Origin of the sequence: Microbacterium sp. NPDC076768 (assembly GCF_040687205.1) — a bacterium.
Classification (GTDB): Bacteria; Actinomycetota; Actinomycetes; order Actinomycetales; family Microbacteriaceae; genus Microbacterium.
In genome coordinates this window covers 538,748-555,624 of sequence record NZ_JBFBMU010000001.1, presented here as the reverse complement: position 1 = coordinate 555,624, position 16,877 = coordinate 538,748, and the positions used below count along the sequence as shown (strand labels likewise).

At 63.0% G+C, this 16,877-nt stretch carries 19 protein-coding genes and 1 pseudogene; 13 read left to right on the top strand and 7 right to left on the bottom strand.

Annotated features, from left to right (window positions below; all coding sequences use genetic code 11):
* Window positions 1-158: 158 nt before the first annotated feature.
* Window positions 159-2,504, top strand: coding sequence for a helix-turn-helix transcriptional regulator (locus tag AB0O87_RS02850; protein WP_363511539.1), 2,346 nt, complete (start codon window positions 159-161; stop codon window positions 2,502-2,504).
* A gap of 49 nt (window positions 2,505-2,553) precedes the next feature.
* Complete coding sequence (locus AB0O87_RS02845) at window positions 2,554-4,245, top strand: sugar phosphorylase (protein ID WP_363511537.1); 1,692 nt, start codon at window positions 2,554-2,556, stop codon at window positions 4,243-4,245.
* A 13-nt stretch (window positions 4,246-4,258) separates the two neighbouring features.
* On the opposite strand, the gene AB0O87_RS02840 is transcribed toward AB0O87_RS02845, so the two are convergent.
* The 3 genes and pseudogenes from AB0O87_RS02840 to AB0O87_RS02830 all read right to left on the bottom strand — a co-directional run.
* Window positions 4,259-4,486 (bottom strand): RNA-binding S4 domain-containing protein, encoded by a 228-nt coding sequence (locus AB0O87_RS02840; protein WP_363511535.1) that lies wholly within the window; start codon window positions 4,484-4,486, stop codon window positions 4,259-4,261.
* A 118-nt stretch (window positions 4,487-4,604) separates the two neighbouring features.
* On the bottom strand, window positions 4,605-5,375 hold the full coding sequence (locus AB0O87_RS02835; protein WP_363511533.1) for a hypothetical protein: 771 nt from the start codon (window positions 5,373-5,375) through the stop codon (window positions 4,605-4,607).
* A 164-nt stretch (window positions 5,376-5,539) separates the two neighbouring features.
* Window positions 5,540-5,698: pseudogene (locus AB0O87_RS02830) on the bottom strand (response regulator transcription factor); the annotation flags it as partial.
* 88 nt (window positions 5,699-5,786) lie between these two features.
* Here AB0O87_RS02830 and AB0O87_RS02825 point away from each other — a divergent pair.
* Window positions 5,787-5,963 carry a hypothetical protein gene (locus AB0O87_RS02825; protein WP_363511532.1) on the top strand — a complete coding sequence of 59 codons (177 nt, stop codon included), beginning with the start codon at window positions 5,787-5,789 and terminating at the stop codon, window positions 5,961-5,963.
* Between the two features lie 14 nt (window positions 5,964-5,977).
* On the opposite strand, the gene AB0O87_RS02820 is transcribed toward AB0O87_RS02825, so the two are convergent.
* A complete protein-coding gene (locus AB0O87_RS02820) occupies window positions 5,978-7,360 on the bottom strand; it encodes an LLM class flavin-dependent oxidoreductase (protein ID WP_363511530.1) in 1,383 nt (460 codons plus the stop codon).
* A 181-nt stretch (window positions 7,361-7,541) separates the two neighbouring features.
* Between AB0O87_RS02820 and AB0O87_RS02815 the strand changes: the two genes are divergently transcribed.
* Complete coding sequence (locus tag AB0O87_RS02815) at window positions 7,542-7,748, top strand: hypothetical protein (RefSeq protein WP_363511528.1); 207 nt, start codon at window positions 7,542-7,544, stop codon at window positions 7,746-7,748.
* A 238-nt stretch (window positions 7,749-7,986) separates the two neighbouring features.
* Here AB0O87_RS02815 and AB0O87_RS02810 read toward each other — a convergent pair whose 3' ends face one another.
* Window positions 7,987-8,184, bottom strand: coding sequence for a hypothetical protein (locus AB0O87_RS02810; RefSeq protein WP_363511526.1), 198 nt, complete (start codon window positions 8,182-8,184; stop codon window positions 7,987-7,989).
* Between the two features lie 130 nt (window positions 8,185-8,314).
* Between AB0O87_RS02810 and AB0O87_RS02805 the strand changes: the two genes are divergently transcribed.
* The 9 genes from AB0O87_RS02805 (at window position 8,315) to AB0O87_RS02765 (ending at window position 16,002) form a co-directional block, all read left to right on the top strand.
* Entirely contained in the window at window positions 8,315-9,763 is a 1,449-nt protein-coding gene (locus AB0O87_RS02805) for an adenosylhomocysteinase (protein ID WP_363511524.1), read from the top strand.
* Window positions 9,760-11,073, top strand: coding sequence for an amidohydrolase family protein (locus AB0O87_RS02800; RefSeq protein ID WP_363511522.1), 1,314 nt, complete (start codon window positions 9,760-9,762; stop codon window positions 11,071-11,073). The genes AB0O87_RS02805 and AB0O87_RS02800 overlap by 4 nt, the downstream gene beginning before the upstream one ends.
* Window positions 11,070-11,498, top strand: coding sequence for a cupin domain-containing protein (locus AB0O87_RS02795; RefSeq protein WP_363511520.1), 429 nt, complete (start codon window positions 11,070-11,072; stop codon window positions 11,496-11,498). Before AB0O87_RS02800 ends, AB0O87_RS02795 begins: the two co-directional genes overlap by 4 nt.
* A 57-nt stretch (window positions 11,499-11,555) precedes the next feature.
* Window positions 11,556-12,407, top strand: coding sequence for an ABC transporter substrate-binding protein (locus AB0O87_RS02790; RefSeq protein ID WP_363511519.1), 852 nt, complete (start codon window positions 11,556-11,558; stop codon window positions 12,405-12,407).
* A complete protein-coding gene (locus tag AB0O87_RS02785) occupies window positions 12,404-13,270 on the top strand; it encodes an amino acid ABC transporter permease (protein WP_363511517.1) in 867 nt (288 codons plus the stop codon). The genes AB0O87_RS02790 and AB0O87_RS02785 overlap by 4 nt, the downstream gene beginning before the upstream one ends.
* A complete protein-coding gene (locus AB0O87_RS02780; RefSeq protein WP_363511515.1) occupies window positions 13,267-14,004 on the top strand; it encodes an amino acid ABC transporter ATP-binding protein in 738 nt (245 codons plus the stop codon). Before AB0O87_RS02785 ends, AB0O87_RS02780 begins: the two co-directional genes overlap by 4 nt.
* Window positions 14,005-14,199: 195 nt before the next feature.
* Window positions 14,200-15,096, top strand: coding sequence for a LamG domain-containing protein (locus tag AB0O87_RS02775; RefSeq protein WP_363511513.1), 897 nt, complete (start codon window positions 14,200-14,202; stop codon window positions 15,094-15,096).
* Between the two features lie 65 nt (window positions 15,097-15,161).
* On the top strand, window positions 15,162-15,593 hold the full coding sequence (locus tag AB0O87_RS02770; RefSeq protein WP_363511511.1) for a MepB family protein: 432 nt from the start codon (window positions 15,162-15,164) through the stop codon (window positions 15,591-15,593).
* Between the two features lie 208 nt (window positions 15,594-15,801).
* Window positions 15,802-16,002 carry a hypothetical protein gene (locus AB0O87_RS02765; RefSeq protein WP_363511509.1) on the top strand — a complete coding sequence of 67 codons (201 nt, stop codon included), beginning with the start codon at window positions 15,802-15,804 and terminating at the stop codon, window positions 16,000-16,002.
* A 79-nt stretch (window positions 16,003-16,081) separates the two neighbouring features.
* On the opposite strand, the gene AB0O87_RS02760 is transcribed toward AB0O87_RS02765, so the two are convergent.
* Entirely contained in the window at window positions 16,082-16,420 is a 339-nt protein-coding gene (locus tag AB0O87_RS02760) for a DUF4190 domain-containing protein (RefSeq protein ID WP_363511507.1), read from the bottom strand.
* Between the two features lie 128 nt (window positions 16,421-16,548).
* Window positions 16,549-16,809 carry a hypothetical protein gene (locus AB0O87_RS02755; protein WP_363511505.1) on the bottom strand — a complete coding sequence of 87 codons (261 nt, stop codon included), beginning with the start codon at window positions 16,807-16,809 and terminating at the stop codon, window positions 16,549-16,551.
* Window positions 16,810-16,877: the final 68 nt, after the last annotated feature.

The following is a 16,877-nucleotide window of genomic DNA, read 5'->3' as shown; positions in this document are numbered from 1 at the left end:
CCAAAGATCGGTGTGCCCGGCAGTGTAGCGACCGTCGTCCAGTGGTGTGTGCGCGGCCAGAGTTGCCACGTGATCGCACAACTGAGAACAGCAGAGGAAGGAACATCGTGCCCGACCAGCAGCATCGCTTCTCAGTCTTGCGTTCCTCCGAGGGTGGTGTGCCTTCTCGCACAGACACCGCAGCATGGCTTGTGCGACAGGGGTGGGATGCTCGCTACTTCTCCCTGTGGCTGGAAATCCAGCCGGGTTCCCCCGCGGGGTGCAAGGTTTGGCTACGCGCGCTGACGCGGTTACACAGCACCGGACTGGTAGACGATGAAGAGCTGCAAAGACAGCTGATTCTGGATGACGGTGGATCGTCCGCGCTCAACGCGGTTATCGAGGCCGCCAGACGCCAGAGTCGTCCTTTCCTGCTTCTGCTGAGAATTAGCGCGGCGCCAGAGGGAGCGGCCGAAAGGTCGTGTGCGCAGCTCGAGCAAGACCTGGCGCGCCTCCTCGACGAGCTCGACGGTGCGCACGTCGTGATCATTGCCGAACAGATGGTGCTGGAGGAGCAGTCAACGCGCCTCCTGGGCGTTGAACAGATTGTTGTCGAAGTAACGCAGTTGACGCAGAAAAGTAGCTCCGCGCCTGCGCGCGATGACCGCACCTCGCGTGAGGCACCGGTGTTGGAGGACGTGCTTGTTCGCGCACGAGGGGCTTTCGTGCGCGCGACGGCTCTGGCTCCGTATGTTTCCGAAAGGCTCGCTCACGTCTTGATGCCCGGGGTCGATGCGCGCGTAGCGCTCGACGACGCGGTGCGTCTCGGACTCGGCGAATGGAAAACGTCAGACCGAGGGGAGCGCGTCGTCAAGTACACCGACGAAGTGCGGACCTACTTCGGGTGGACGGCCGAGTCGCCCGTAAAGACCGCAGACGACAGGGTCAGTGCCGCTGTCGTTGCGCGATGGTTGCTGCGAGACCAAGAAAATCCGCACGCAGCGTTGCGCTATGCCGTCTGGAGTGACGACCTCGATCTGGTTGCCGCTGCAGGAATGCGCGCGTTTCCGTTTACACAAGAGGCGGCTGACCTGGCGCGCGGGCTCATTCAGCAGCTTCCAGCGGAGCGTCGCGCGAAGCACCCCTTGCTCGCTCTTTGGCTAGGATCCTTGCTTGCGCTGCAGCCCGGTGGGGCGAACCGAGCGGCTAGCTACTTCGAGACGGCAGACCAAGCGGCCATCACGAGTCTGCGGTCGCTGCCGCCGACCGAGCAGGCGATCATCGTCGGATCGCGTGCGTACTTGCTCCGTCGTGCCGGTGGCTTTGCGCAGGCTAAAAAAATGGCGATGAGGGCGTACGAGCGAGCCGATGATCTTCTCCAGCGCGGAGGAGTCGACCCGACTCTGCGCCACATGTTCGCTTCAGTGATGCATCAGGTGGGCGTGAGTTTGATCTACTCCCGCCTCGACGACGAAGCTCAGGCTCTCTTCGGGGCGCTGTACGAATTTAGTGCGGAGTATTCGCTCGGACATCGTCGAAACTCTGCTGCGGCAGCGCTCGCCTTCCTGCATGCCGAGCGCGGGGACCTGCGACTCGCCCGTCGTTGGCTCTCACTGCTACGAGTCGAAGATTGGCCGGAGGCGTGGCAGACCGGGCATGCGCCGACATTTCATGATCTTGCCGAAATGCTCATCGCTGCTTTAGGTGCCAACGCACCTGAGCTGAGTCGCGTCCTCGAACGCTTCAGCGCTTACGAAGATGAGACAGAGCATTGGGACATCGTGCTCTTTGCGCGGGTGTGCGAACAACTGCTCCGAGGGGATCCCGCGTCTGCGGTGCTGTGGTTCGATAACGTGTTGGCAGAACGGCTCAACGACGCAACACACCCTCGAATCATTGCGCGACTCAGAAAGATTGAGCTCTTCTTTCGCGCAGCCGGAATCTCTCCGCGCACCAGTATCGGCAACCGTCAGGGAACCAGCGACCGAGCGGTGACGGCGGCGCTGCGAGCGCTCATTGCTGCACGGGCTGGCCAAACAGAGAGAGCTGCCAGTGCTCTGGCTAGAGCCGAGCGAGACCGCAGCACGCCGCTTGACGATGCGTCCTCCGCCATCGCCGCTCTCGCTCTGCAGAACCGAGAATCGACGCTGAATCTTGATGACATCCGTGCGCGGCTGAGATATGCCGTCGACCACACGGGTCTCCGGCTCCCATTGATGTTGTTGAGCGCAGCGGAGCGCGACCAACTCGCCATCGGAGACAGCCTTGCCGACCTGCCAGTGCCGCGCCAAGCGTCCAATGAAGTTCGGCACTCCGAACTCACCCCTCAGGAGCTCAATGTGCTGGCGGCACTGGTGGATTTCGAAACACGGGCAGACATTGCCGCAGAATTGCACCTCTCTCTCAACACGGTGAAAGCGCACCTGGCGTCCATTTTTCGCAAGCTCGGCGTGCACTCGCGCGCTGAAGCTCTTGTAAAAGCGGCCACGTATCAACTCATCCCGAAGCAAGGGGAGGGGCAGTAGCGCTCAGCGTTGTTGATGTTCTGGCGGCTTGTGTCTAACGTGTAGGCCAATGCATCCCCTGGAGCAACGCCTCGCCCCGCTCGTCACCGAGCTCTACCCTGACTCTGCGGAAGAGGTGCTCGCCGCGCTTCTCGAACTCGCCGAGACTTGGCGCACTCGACTCGCACCGGCTGCGCAGACGCGGCCAGATGCACGCACCGCGTACTTGATTACGTACGGAGACTCTTTCCGGCGCGAGGGGGAGGCCCCACTCCGCACGCTGACGACCGTGATGCGAAAGCACATCGGCGATGCCTTGAGCGACGTGCACCTGCTGCCGATCTACCCCTGGACATCAGATGACGGCTTCGGCGTTGTCGATCATCGAGAGGTCAATCCCGCACTGGGCGCCTGGAGTGACGTCTCAGAGCTGGGTCGCGAGTACGCGCTCGCCCTGGACTTCGTCGCCAACCACGTCTCGAGCTCGTCGCCCTGGTTTCGCGCCTGGCTCGCCGGCGATGAACGCTACGCGGGGTACTTCCTCGATCCGGGGGCAGACTTCGACGTCTCACGGATTGTGCGACCGCGCACCACACCGCTCGTCCACACGTATGAGCGGCCGGATAAATCGATCGCCCACGCGTGGACGACATTCGGACCCGATCAGGTTGATGTGGATCCGAGTAACCCCGCCGTGCTGCTCGACCTCACCGACATCTTGCTCGGCTACCTCGCCCGCGGCGCGACCACCGTGCGCCTCGACGCGATCGGGTACCTCTGGAAGCAATCGGGCACCACCGGCATCCATCTTCCGCAGACCCACGCGATCATCCACATCTGGCGGGCGATAGTCGACGACCTTGCCCCCGGTACGCTGCTGCTCACCGAGACCAACGTGCCGCACGCCGACAACATCACCTACTTCGGCAACGGCGAAAACGAAGCGCACATGGTCTACCAGTTCGCTCTTCCGCCGCTCGTACTGCACGCATTCGTCACCGGTCATGCCACGGCGCTCGCCGAGTGGGCGAGTGGGGTGGGCCCGGTGAGCGAGACTGCCACGTGGTTCAACTTCTTGGCGAGCCACGACGGTATTGGGTTGCGCCCCACCGAGGGGTTGCTCACCGATAAAGACCGGGCGCTTCTCGTGGAGCGCACTCTTGCTCGTGGCGGGCAGGTCTCGATGGCTCGCCGCCCTGACGGCAGCGAGGGCGTGTACGAGCTCAACACCAACTTTCTCGAAGCGCTGGTGGAACCGGGAGATCCTGATCCCGACCTTTCGGCGGTGCAGCGCGGTCTCGCCGCGCACGCCATTCTGCTCTCCCTCGTCGGCGTCCCGGCGATCTACTACCACTCGCTGTTTGGTTCCACGCAAGATCAACAGGCTGTGCGCAAGAGCGGGATCGCGCGAAGAATCAATCGCGAGGTTCTCGACGCCGATCGCTTGGCCGAAGAGCTACAACTCACAGGACGTCGCGCAGGGATGCTGAACGGCCTGCGCGCGATGCTCGCGGTGCGGCGGGAACTCCCCGGCTTCTCGCCATTCGCCTCGCAGCGGATTGAGTCAATCGACGACCGTGTCTTTGTGGTGCGGCGGGCGGCAGGGACCCCGGAAGAGGTCGTTGCCGTAGTGAACGTGAGTGCCGACACGGTGGATCTTCCCGCACTCGCTGGCACCGATTTGTTGACGGGTGTGCACCATGACGCGGTGACACTCGCGCCCTTCGGCTACGTGTGGCTCTCCCCGAGTCCTGCCGAGTGACCCCACACGCGCGTTAGGGGCGGACGCGCACCGTCTTGCCTTCGAACGAGACCAGATCGCCGTCGTGCAACTGGCGTCCGCGGCGACGATCGACCTCGCCGTTGACCGTCACGTAGCCATCGATGATGACCTCCTTGGCGTTCCCACCGGAGTCAAGAAGGCCGGCGAATTTGAGGAACTGCCCAAGGCGGATCATCTCACCCTCGATAGAGATGTCTTCGATGGGATCGGTGTTCGTCATTCTTGAATGCTAGCTGTCGATGTCGATGGAGCGGGTGTCTGAAGTGGACACGGGTGCGCTGTAGGGTCTGGCGCCGACTTGCAGGCTGGCCCACGCTGTCATGCCAAACGATTCTGAGTTACGAGCCCTGTGCCACGGCTTGAATCGCCGCGTCGGGGGTAGCGAAACGGCCGCGATCTGCCGGATGCCGGAGGTAGTAGTTGATGATCGCTGCGACGGCGTCTGGGTCAGAACCGATCAGCCGCCGCGGGAGAACATGGACCTCACCGGTTTTAACGTGGAGACCGAGTTTCGCACCGCTACGCGTGCTTATCGCAGCGGCTGCGCTGAGATCATCCCAGTTGAGCACGATACGCCCCGCCCCGCTAACACCGCGCACTCCTTCGGATGTGAGTTCGAGTCCGCGCGGAACGCGCAGTGCCCACAGCTGTTGCACGAAGAACACGAAGCCGAATATCCCGAGCACGTAAACGGTTCTTCGCCCGACCCCAATTTCTGCAGCAGCTTCACCGCGGAGCAGGGCAAAAATGGCGACGATCGCAGGGAACATGATGAGCACGGCAGCAAGCGGGTAGAGCACACCAAGGCCCGGAGAGTAGGAGAAACGCAGCAACGGCGATTGGTTCTCGAATCGAACAACTCCAACGGTGACCGAAAGCTCCCAAAATAGTAGAGCCGCACCCAAGACTCCGAGAGCCAAGCCAAGGCCCATCATTTGCAGCCGATCATTCAGGTCGTTCGACTGAAGTGAGAGCAGAATTCCCACGATCATGGCCACAAACAGCAACACCGCTGCGAGATGGCGCTGAGCTGGGTTCTTCGCTGGGTGCAGCGGAGTCTCTCCGACACCAGGGAAATGGGCACCGAGATCCTGACGAATAACTTCCATAGCTGCCCCGATCAATCCCCGGCATCAGCGGGTGAACACGTGCTGTCCACGTCGAGTACTGCGTGTGGCTGAGTCACACCAACGTCGCCCGCCGGGTACCACGTCACCATCGCTTCGCCGATGTTTGTATCCGCTTGCGTAGCCCAAACGCGCCAGTACTTCGGTATCAGGTCGAGCACGATCGCGTCATACTGTGTCGCACGCGCTCGCCAGGTACCGTCGATTCCGTTGTGGGCGACGTCGACGGCGAATCTCTCGGCCTCGAGGCCGCGACGTACGCCCTCTGCCAGGCGCACCTCGTCGTCCACCACCAGGATTCGCATTCTTCTAGTGTGGACCGTCGACGCTGAAGTGTGGCTGAAGCTGTCCAGCGATGAGCCACCCGCACTCTCGACTCCGTAGGCTGTAGGGATGACCAAGAACATCTGGACCATCCTCGGCGTCATCCTTGCCGTCGTTATCGCGTGGTGGCTCGTGGGCGTGCTGTTCTCGGTGCTCGCCTTCGTCTTCAAGCTTTTGATCGTTGCGGTGGTTGCCGTTGTCGTCTTCTTCCTGCTTCGCGGAATCTTCGACCGCAGCAAGGACTGACACCGCGCGCCGTCTCACGCCAGGGTTTTTTGCCCCACGCGATACTGGGCAGCGCGATGCGTGTCTTGCACCCGGTCGCCTTTGCCCTGCAGCTTGTGGCGGAGGGTGCCGGGCGTGTATTCCTCTGGGTAGAGGCCGCGCTCGCGGAGCACAGGGATGACGTGCGTAATCACGTCTTGCCAGGTGCCTGGGGTAACGGCGTAGGCGAGGTTGAACCCGTCGATGTCGGTTTCATCTACCCATGACTGCAATTCGTCAGCGATCTTTACGCCAGATCCGACGATGGTGGGGCCGAGGCCGCCGATCGCGTTGTGGCGTCCGAAATCACCGACCGTCCACTCGCGGCCCAGGTCGGCCTCTTCTTTGAGGTGCTGCAGTACTGACTGAATCGCGTTGGACTCGACGTTTCCGATCGGCTCGTCTTCGGCGTACTCGGAGAGGTCAACGCCCATCCAGCCCGACATGAACGTAAGCGCGCCCTCGGCGCTCGCGTAAGAGAGGTACTCGGCATGTTTCGCGGTCGCGGCCTCGCTGGTCTCGGCTGTAATCACCGTAACCAACGTGTAAATGCGGGCGTCATAACGGTCGCGTCCGGCACCCTCCAGCGCGTCTCGAATGCGCTTCACCGTGCCAGCGAGCACCTCTTTTGAGGGAGCTGCGACGAAGATGGCCTCGGCATTCTCCGCGGCGAACTGCACGCCGCGAGGACTCGCGCCCGCCTGGTAGATCACGGGAGTGCGTTGCGGTGACGGTTCGGAGATGTGGATGCCCGGCACGCTGAAGTGCTTTCCCTCGTGCCCGATAGCGTGCACTTTCGATGGATCAGTGAAGATTCCGCGCTCGCGGTCTTCGATCACTGCGTCGTCTTCCCACGAGCCCTCCCACAGCTTGTAGAGCACCTCGACGTACTCATCCGCGTGGTCGTAGCGCGCATCGTGGGCGAGCTGATCTTCCTGACCCATGTTGCGCGCGGCACTGGGGAGGTATCCGGTCACGACGTTCCAGCCGATGCGGCCCTGCGTGAGGTGGTCGAGAGTGCTCAACCGGCGTGCGAACGGGTACGGGTGCTCAAACGCGGTGCCCGCGGTGATGCCGAAGCCGAGATGTTCTGTAACAGCGGCCATCGCGCTCACGAGCAGGATCGGATCGTTCACCGGCACCTGTGCGCCATTGCGAATCGCCGCCTCGTTCGTGCCGCCATAGACGTCGTAGGTGCCGAGCACGTCGGCGATGAAGATGCCGTCAAACGTTGCGCTCTCCAGCAGCTTCGCCAGGTCGGTCCAATACGAGATGGTGTTGTACTGCCGGGACCTGTCATCCGGATGCCGCCACAAACCGGACGACTGGTGGGCGACGCAGTTCATATCGAAGGCATTGAAGCGGATCTGGCGGCTCATGTCCCCATAAAAGGCGATCCGGTCGGCCAAGGCCAGCATCACCGAAACGCACGGACACAATCCAGTCCGGCATCGTCGGCTCCACCGGGCAGCGCGGTCGCTCTTGGTCACGGATAATGCTCTGACGACAGATGCAGAACGCTTCTGCATCCGAATCCTCTATCCCGCGAGGAGCGCGCCGATGTCAGGTTTCCATCACGTCGAATTGTGGGTCGCGGACTCCGCGTCGACGGTCGACGAGATTATCGAAGATGCACCCGCGCACGGTTGGCGCCCGCTCTACCAGGAGCGCTATCCGCATGCAGGTGGGGAGGACCATTATGCAGGCTGGATCGAAAACTCCGCTGGGTTCAAAGCCGAGGTCATTGCACCAACCTCTCGGGCGTGAAACGGAGAGGTCCCGCCAGCCGACGGCGCGACTCCCGTCACATCTAGTCTCGTATCTCATCCGTCTCGGGGGACAAATGCGCAGTATTGCTCTCATTGGGGCCTATGAGAGCAATACTGCACACGGAGGCTGAGCAGTCAGCTCATGCGTGGTGAGGCCGATCGGTGAGCGGCGCACATCGATCGGCCAGGAACTTCGGGGCCCGAGTCCACCACGAAGGTGGCATTCGAAGCGGCGATCAGATGGCTCGCAGCGGTGCCCGGTCATTCGTGGTCGGCGCGGCCTTCACCATCAGGTCGAACGCATCGCGCACGGCGGCTGGTGTCGTCACGACCTCTTCGTAATAGTGCGTGAACCCGCGATCATCTTTCACAATGAGCGATACGCGCACTGTTTCATCTGCGACGGTGGTCGACATTTGAGCCTGCTTCTCCATGAATTGACCTTTCTTGGTGGCCCCGCGTCAGGGATCCCCTACGAGAGATGCGCACTGGCCTCATTCATTACGACGAATCCAGGATTCTGGTCTGGCGCAAGCTCGGTCCGGCGGGCTCTACCCTTGAAAAGTGACCGACGAGACCGCGACCGCCCAGCGACTGGTGCGCCGCTTCGCCCGCGAAACCAACCTGCTCGTGTCCGGCCGGGGTTTTTCGGTCGTCGGCACCGACGCTGTGGCTGAAGCGTTGCGTGCGCTTCTGTCCGCACTTGGTGCTCGCCTAGACAGCGGCACCGCAAGCGTTGTGGTTGCCCCTGGGCGCGCAGTAGAGATTCTGCTCGACGGGGCGCCGCTCCCCGCGCGGTCAACTGCCGAAGCCAGGGTCGATGCTGCCGGGGTGCATATGCCGGTCTCGACCGACCTTGCACAACGCCTGCGTGAGGCGGGGACAGTCCGCGATGTGCGGATCGGCATTGCAATGGTGCTGGAACCCAAAACTGCACAGCTTGCGCTGCTTTTGCGGGACGCAGGTGCAACGGTTGCCGTTTATGCCCACCCGGACGAGATCGACGTCGAGGTCGCTGATGTCTTGCGCGCCCGTGGGATCCCGGTCGACGGCGACCCCACGCTTTCCGGAGCAGCCGAGCGCGCCGCCGCAGTGTCGTTCTTGCGCCGCGGATTCGATCTGCTGCTCGACGATGGCTCGCATCTGATCCGCCTGGCACACGAGGAAGGCCTTGCCGCTGAGTTGCGCGGCGCTGCCGAAGAGACGACAAGCGGCCTCACCCCGTTGCGCCTGATGGAGCACGAAGGTGTGCTCGACATTCCCGTGATCGCGGTCAACGACGCCCTCACCAAAACCTCATTCGACAACAGGTATGGCACCGGTCAGTCGTGCGTTTTTGCAATTGCGGACGCGTTGGAAACAGCCGGCATTGATCTGCGTGATCAGCCAGCCGTTGTCGCCGGCTACGGTCCGGTCGGCGAAGGCGTCGCTGCGCACTTGCGGGCGTTGGGGGTCGACGTCGCGATCACAGAGACAGACGCCGTGCGTGCGCTCAGAGCCGCACACGACGGATACCGCGTCGGCCGCCTGCGCGATCTCGCCCCTGGTGCCCTCGTCGTCTCGGCTACCGGCGTCCCGCACACAATCGATGCCGAGACAGTGCGTGTCTCGCGGGTCGTCGCGGTGGCGGGTGGAGTGCCACACGAGATTGATCTCGACGTCTCAGCCCTTCGGCCCTACGTTGCCGCCAACGGTGCCTCATCGCCCTACATTGAACGCGCAGGGGAGGGGGCGCTCGTGATCGCCCGCGGTGGCTGCGTGAATCTCTCTGCAGGAGAAGGCAACCCCATCGAGATTATGGACCTGTCATTCTCCGTGCAGCTCTACGCGGTAGAGCATCTGCTCACGCAGAAGCTGACAGTCGGGGTGCATCCATTGCCCGCCGAGGCGGATGCCACGATTGGCGCCGCCGCCCTGGCGTTGCGCGGTGAGCAACTCGACGAGCGCAGTGATGCGCAGATCGCGGCTCAGCGTGAGTGGCGCTCGCCACGATTCCGAGGAGCAGCTTCATGAGCGCCGTCACTGTCTATTCGGCTGGTCTGGTCGTGCCGATTACGGCGCCACCGATTGTTGATGGAGCTGTCGCCGTGCGCGATGGGCGCATCATGCACGTGGGTGAGCGCGCATGGGTGCTGCACTCGCTTGCCGAGCGTGGTGTCGAGGTCGAAGAGGTGCATTGGGGCGGCGTGCTCACTCCCGGTCTCGTGAATGCGCACACGCACCTGCAGTACACAGGCATGGCGTCGGTGGGACGCGGGCAGTACGAAGGCTTCGAAGACTGGGTGCGAGCGTTCGACCCGGTGTATGAGGCAGGGTGCGACTGGGCCGCAGACGCGGCGGATGGTGCCGCCCAAGCGCTGCGTTTCGGAACCACAGCGGTGGCCGATGTGGTGACCGACCATGTCGCTGCTAGCGCTCTGCATGACGCCAGGTTGCACGGCATCACCTACTGGGAGGTGATGAGTTGGACCAACTCCGATTGGGCGCGCACCGGTCGGGCACGCGTCGAACGAGAGCTTGACGCGCTGCCAACCCCGCCAGGCACGGGGCTGTCGCCGCACGCGCCCTACTCGCTCGACATCGAGCCGCTGCTGGAGATCCCCGACATCGTGCGCGAGCGCGGCGGACGCATCCACATTCACCTCGGTGAGGCCGCCTTCGAGAACGAGTTCGCGCACGAGCACCCACAGGCATGGCACACGGCTGGACTCGCCAGTTTTCAAGAGCTCCGCAAGGCCGGATTCGGCACCAGCGCAACCGAGTTCGTTGACCAGCTCGGCGTGCTCGGCCCGGACTGTCACATTGCCCACGGTGTGTATATGAGCGCCAGAGACCGTGCGATTCTGCGCGAACGCCGCACCACGGTGGCACTGTGCCCCCGGTCGAACGCGGTTATCGGGCTGGAAGAGCCGCCGATCGCGGCCTACTTGCGGGAGGGGAGCCCGATCGCTGTCGGCACTGACTCGCTGTCATCCAGCCCCTCGCTTGATGTGTTGGCCGATGTGGCAGCGCTTGCGCGCATCGCTCGCTCTCAGGGTTACACCGACCGTGACCTGCACGCGCGTCTGCTGGGTGCCGCAACGCTTGGCGGTGCCCATGCGATGGGCATCGACGTCGGGCCTGAGCGCACTGGTTACCTCGCCGTGGGGGCACTGGCCGACCTCACCTTTTTCGATGTTCCTGCGGGGCCAGACGCCATCGTCGAACTCGTCGAGCAGGGAGCAGGGCGCGCCTCAGCGACGGTCGTCGCAGGCGAAGTGCGCTTTGCTGTCGAGTCTTTTGGCCGCATCGCGGTTTCCCCCGAAACAGGAGGTGTCAAATGACACAGCGTCCAGCCACCGCCGAGCGACTCGACCTCGCCCCGCACCCAGAGGGTGGATGGTTTCGCCGCACGTGGACCAGCCCGGTTCCCGTCGAGACCCCGAACGGCACACGACCGGCGGCCACCAGCATTCACTACCTCTTGCTGCCTGAAGAGCGTAGTGAATGGCATGTGGTCACAAGCGACGAACTGTGGTTGTGGCACGGACCAGGGCGCCTCGAACTCCGCTTCGGCGGAGACGGCGAGCAGCCGGGCGACGCTACCGCTGTGGTGCTCGGGCCAGACGACCACGCGCAAGTACTGGTGCCAGCCGGCACCTGGCAAGCGGCGCGACCACTCGATCAGAGTGAGGTGCTCGTTTCTTGCTTCGTGTCGCCAGGTTTCGACTTCGCTGATTGGCGCTTAGCTGCATCGCATACGCTGTAAGGGCAGACCCGACCTGCATCGCATTCCCTCCCTCTTCTTTCTCGCACTGGAGTCATCGTGCCCTTCGCTCCCTCTTTCCGCCGCGCTGCCGCCGCCACTGCTGCTGCCGCCGCCATCGCTCTTACCCTCGCCGCGTGCAGCGCACCGTCGACCGAAACGGCTACAAGCGACGATTCCGCTCTGCAGACCGTGACAGAGGGCAAGCTCACCATCGCCACCGGCGAGCCGAACTACGAGCCCTGGTTCGTCGATGACGACCCCTCCAACGGTGAAGGCTTCGAAGGTGCTGTCGCCGTCGCCGTGGCGGAAGAGCTCGGCTACGCCGCAGACGACATCGTGTGGGTGCGCACCACGTTCGACGGCGCCATTGCTCCGGGTCCGAAGGACTGGGACATCAACCTGCAGCAGTTCTCCATCACCGATGAGCGCAAGAACGCGGTGGACTTCTCCTCCCCGTACTACACGACCACCCAGGCTGTCGTCGCAGTCGGTGACTCGTCAGCCGCATCGGCGACGACCATCGACGAGCTGAAAGAAGCAACCGTCGGCGTCGCCAGCGGCACCACCAGCTACACAGTTGCCAAGGCACAGCTCGGCGAAGCGAACCTCAGCGTCTTCAACTCGGTCGACGACGTGGTGCTCGCGCTCAAGGGCGGCCAAATTGACGCCATGATCACCGACCTGCCTGGCGCGTTCTACGTCGTTGGCGCTCAGCTCGACGACGGCGTTGTCACCGGACAGTTCCCCGACGCAGACGGCGGCGACGACTTCGGCATCGTGCTCCCGAAAGACTCCGCCCTCACCGCTGACGTGACCGCCGCCGTCGACGCCCTGCGCGAAGCAGGCACGCTCGACGAGCTGCAGCAGACGTGGCTGAGCGACGCAGTCGACGTACCCGTTCTGAAATGACCTTGCAGTCCGTCGACGCGGAGTGGCAGCCGAGCGAGCTCGAGCTGTCACGCCGCGTTCTGCGGCGTCGAGCGACCACAAAATCAGTCCTGATCGCGCTCGGCAGCAGCGTCCTGCTGGCCGCCGTGCTGATCTTCATCATCGTCAGGACCCCCGGCTGGGCGATCGTCAGCCAAACGTTCTTTGACCCGCAGGTAGCGCTGCAAAGCACCCGACCAATTTTTCAGGGGTTGCTCGTCAACCTTCTGGTGCTCGTGATCGCCGCCGTATGCGTGGCAATCCTCGGCACAACGCTCGCCACCATGCGCTCGCTCCGAGGCCCGGTGTTCTTCCCGCTGCGTGCGCTCGCCGCGGCATACACCGACTTCTTCCGCGGCGTGCCGCTGTTGATCGTGCTGTATTTGGTGGGCTTCGGCATTCCAGCGCTGATGATCTTCCCTCGAATGCCCGCGATGTTCTGGGGCACGATCGCCCTGGTGCTCACCTACTCGGCGTATGTCGCCGAGGTGCTGCGCGCGGGGATGGAAGCGGTGCACCCTTCGCAGCGCATCGCGGCACGTTCGCTGGGATTGAGCCACAGCCAAACCCTACGGATCGTCGTGATCCCGCAGGGCGTGCGCAAGGTTGTTCCCGCGCTGATGAACGACTTCGTCTCGATGCAAAAAGACGTGGGGCTGATCTCGGTGCTCGGAGCCGTCGATGCTGTGCGCGCGGCTCAGCTGATGGTGGCCGAGACCTATAACTTCACGCCGTACATCGTTGCGGGGTTGATGTTCGTCATTCTCAGCTGGCCGATGATCCGGCTGACCGACGTCGTCACCGCTCGTTTGAACAAGCGCGAGCAGGCCGGAGGAGTCGTATGAGCGTCCCCGTGATTGAAGCCAGGGGAGTGCGCAAGCGCTTCGGTGACCATGATGTACTGCGCGGGATCGATCTCGCAGTCGGCACGCATGAGGTGGTGGTGCTGATCGGTGCGTCCGGTTCGGGCAAGTCCACGCTGCTCAAGACGATGAACCTCATCGAGGGCATCGACGACGGCCAAATCTTCCTCTCCGGCGAAGACATCACTGACCCGCGGGTCGACGCCGACAGTGTGCGCGCGCGCATTGGGGTGGTTTTTCAGCACTTCAACCTCTTCCCCCACCTCACCGTGCTGGACAACGTCACCCTCGCCGCTGTGCGGGTGCATGGGCTCCGCAAGTCTGAAGCGCGCGCCAAAGCGCGCGAGCTTCTGGAGACGCTCGGGCTTGGCGCCAAAGCCGACGAGTATCCCGATCGACTTTCGGGCGGACAGCAGCAGCGGGTGGCGATCGTCCGCGCTGTGCTCACTCAGCCAGAGGTGCTTCTGCTGGATGAGATCACGAGCGCCCTTGACCCTCAGCTTGTCGGCGAGGTTCTCGACCTCGTGCGCGATCTGAAGCAACAGGGAGCGACCATCGTGATGGCGACGCACGAGATGTCGTTCGCTCGCGAGGTGGGTGACCGCATCGTCTTCCTCGAGCACGGGGTGGTCGTTGAGCAGGGGCCGCCGTCGCAGGTCTTCGATGCTCCGCAGCAGGCAGCCACTGCCGAATTCCTCGCCCGCGTGCAGCACTGACTCGCTTGGTTTGAGGCGGTCATTACCAACCCCCCGGACCCGCGAGCACTATATACGTAGCTACAAGTACGCGTTATCGTAAAAAATGTGAGGGCGAGGGTTGGCGCGGCCAATGCGGCGCAGTTCGCGAGGGCTGCTACGCCAGATTTTCGTGGGGCTGCCCGGCCCGCGAGGCCTCTAAAGCGAAAGCGCGTTTTGGCACCTTTGGTACTGGTTCCGCTTCTTGCTGTCGGTTCGGCGGCTGCGCCTCGAGCCACCGTGGCGTACTTCACTGACACCCCCACAGTGAGCACGTCGGTCGACGGTCTCGATGCTTCCCCGTGGTTCACTTGCGCGCAGGCGGTGGCGGTGGACCCGACACCGGAGTACGCCACGTTGGAGCCGTATTTTTACTATGCGCTTAACGAAGCGCCGGGTTCGACCCAGGCGGCGACTTCAGGAACGCTTCAGCCGGCCGGCGGTTTCCCTCTCAACGCGTGGACGAGCGCTTACTCGTTCGGTGCAGGGCAGCCGTGTGCTCGCGACACGAATGTCGGTTCGCCCGACACTGCGCTGTCACTCAGCGGCGGTTGGTTCTCGACGGAGGACGTTCTGAGTCTTCCCCCGCCTCAGCCGAGCTGGAATGACCTGACGCTCTCTTTGTGGTTCCGAAGTACGGGCGGCGGCACTCTGATCGGGTTGAACCGGTATCGAGAAGCGGGCCCGGCGAGCAACAACGACAGAACGATCTATGTAGACGGGACAGGCACCGTCTATTTCGGAGTCGGCGTTGCCCATGTAACGCTGTCGAGCACGAGCGGCGACTATCTTGACGGTGAGTGGCACATGGCGACGGCATCCCTCTCAAGTGTCGAAGGCATGAAGCTGTACGTCGACGGAAACCTGGAAGCTTCGAACACCACGACGTCAGGACGCGGCTACCCCTTTGCCTATTGGGTGGTCGGAAACGGCCGAAACAACGGCGAGTGGCCGGGCACCGGCACGCTCGATAGTTGGTACGGAGATGTTGCGAAAGTTGGCATCTGGGACCGCGTCCTGAGTGATCAAGACATCTTCAACCTTTACCGGTCCGCTTTGCCCGTCAATCCCTAGGCCGTTTTGCCAGAGGTTTTTGGTGCACTGGCCCGGGCTGATGGCTCGAAAGATAGCGTGGCTACATGCAGTTCAATGCCTTCGCGGTCTACTCGGCTGGTGTGGGCGTGACCGCTGAAGTCATCCCCGACACTCAGAACAGCGACTATGAGTCCGGGATTGTCCAGATAGGCGAAGCGGCTTGGCATATTCGGACTGCGCGGAACACTCCCACCAAACCGGGGGCCTTCGTCGCGTTCTGGCAACGGGACGCGGAGGGGAACACAGTGCCGTTCAGTGATGCCGATCCCGCTGCGGGGCTGCTTGTTTTCGTAGAGCAGCATGATCAGCGAGGGGTGTTCCGGTTCACCAGCGCGCACCTAACAGCGCTCGGCGTCACGTCAGGAAGACGGCCAGGCAAGCGTGGGTTCCGGGTGTATCCGAGCTGGTGCGCGGGCTTGAACGCCCAGGCCACGACCACGCAACGTGCTCAAGCGCCCGCGTTTCAGGAGTTCTGAGCTCCTCGGGTCGTGCTGGTGAGCCGGGGAAGAGTCGCGCCGTGCAGGTCTTCGATGCTCCGCAGCAGGCAGCGACTGCTGAGGTCCTCGCCCGCGTGCAGCACTGAGTCGCTTGGTTTGAGGCGGTCACTAAACGGCAGTAGCGCGCGAGGAACGCACGGGCGTGTAGCGTCCTCGGTAGTACACCCGCACCCTCGAAAGGTAAGCCATGAACGACCTCCCCTTCCTGTGGTTGGCTATCTCGGCCATCGGCATTCTGCTGCAGATCGTCATCATTCGGTACGCAGTCTTACTTGCACTGCGGGATGCCCGCCACGAAGATCGAGTGGAACGCTTGGCGCCCGATCAGGCTGCAGAGTTCCTCAGCGCCAAGCACCACAAGTTCCTGATGAGGCGAAAGGCCCAGTGAGCTCGACGCGTGCGCGTACGTCACGCCTCTGTGGGCACGCAGAGATCGAGAGCACTGGCGTGCTCTCGATCCGCAGGTTTTACTCCGTGAGGTCTGCGCAGTCGATGACCTCACCGAAGTAGGTGACCGTGCCGGTGTCGCTCGCCGCGCAGAGGTTCACTAGGTCAGCAGCTGCGCCGAAGCCGATCGTGACGACGACGATGACGCCGACGATCGTACCGATCACGATCAGGGCGGAGCCGATCACGATTGCCGCGACAGCGAAGCCGTTCTTCTGGCCTGCGCGCTTGGACTGAACGAGCGCGATGATGCCGAGAACGAGCCCGATCAGCCAGAGGAAGAACGACAGGACGAATGCGACAACGCCCAGCGTTGCCCCAGGGCGCGGGCCAGTGGTGCTGTCCGTCGCCGCGGGCATGGGGGGAGGGGAAAGGTCCGGAGTGGAGTTCGGTGAGTCGGACATACTGTCTCCAAAAGTCTGAGTTGCCAGTATCGGTCGACACCGGCGGGGTACATGCTACGAGATGAGTCCGTTGCGCTGGGGAATTACTGCAATACGCCGGATGCAGGATGAAGCTCGTCTGCGGCGAAGTGGAAGGTGCTCGCGGTGAAAATTTCGCGGGGTCTGACCTGCAGCACCGCTGCGAGGCGCGCCACATCCTCCGATGTGAACGACTGTTGCCGCAGCCGAACTCGAAACTGCTCCACGCTCATCCCCGCGTCCTCGATCACCGCCCTGGCGGGACGGCCGCGCTGTAGGCGAAATCGCTCGAGAGCAGCCGGATGAACCCGAATACCGAAATCCATAAAGACCCCTTACGCGAACAGGATTTGGACAAGTATGCATCGCGCGTGGCATTTAGGGAAGACCCTAA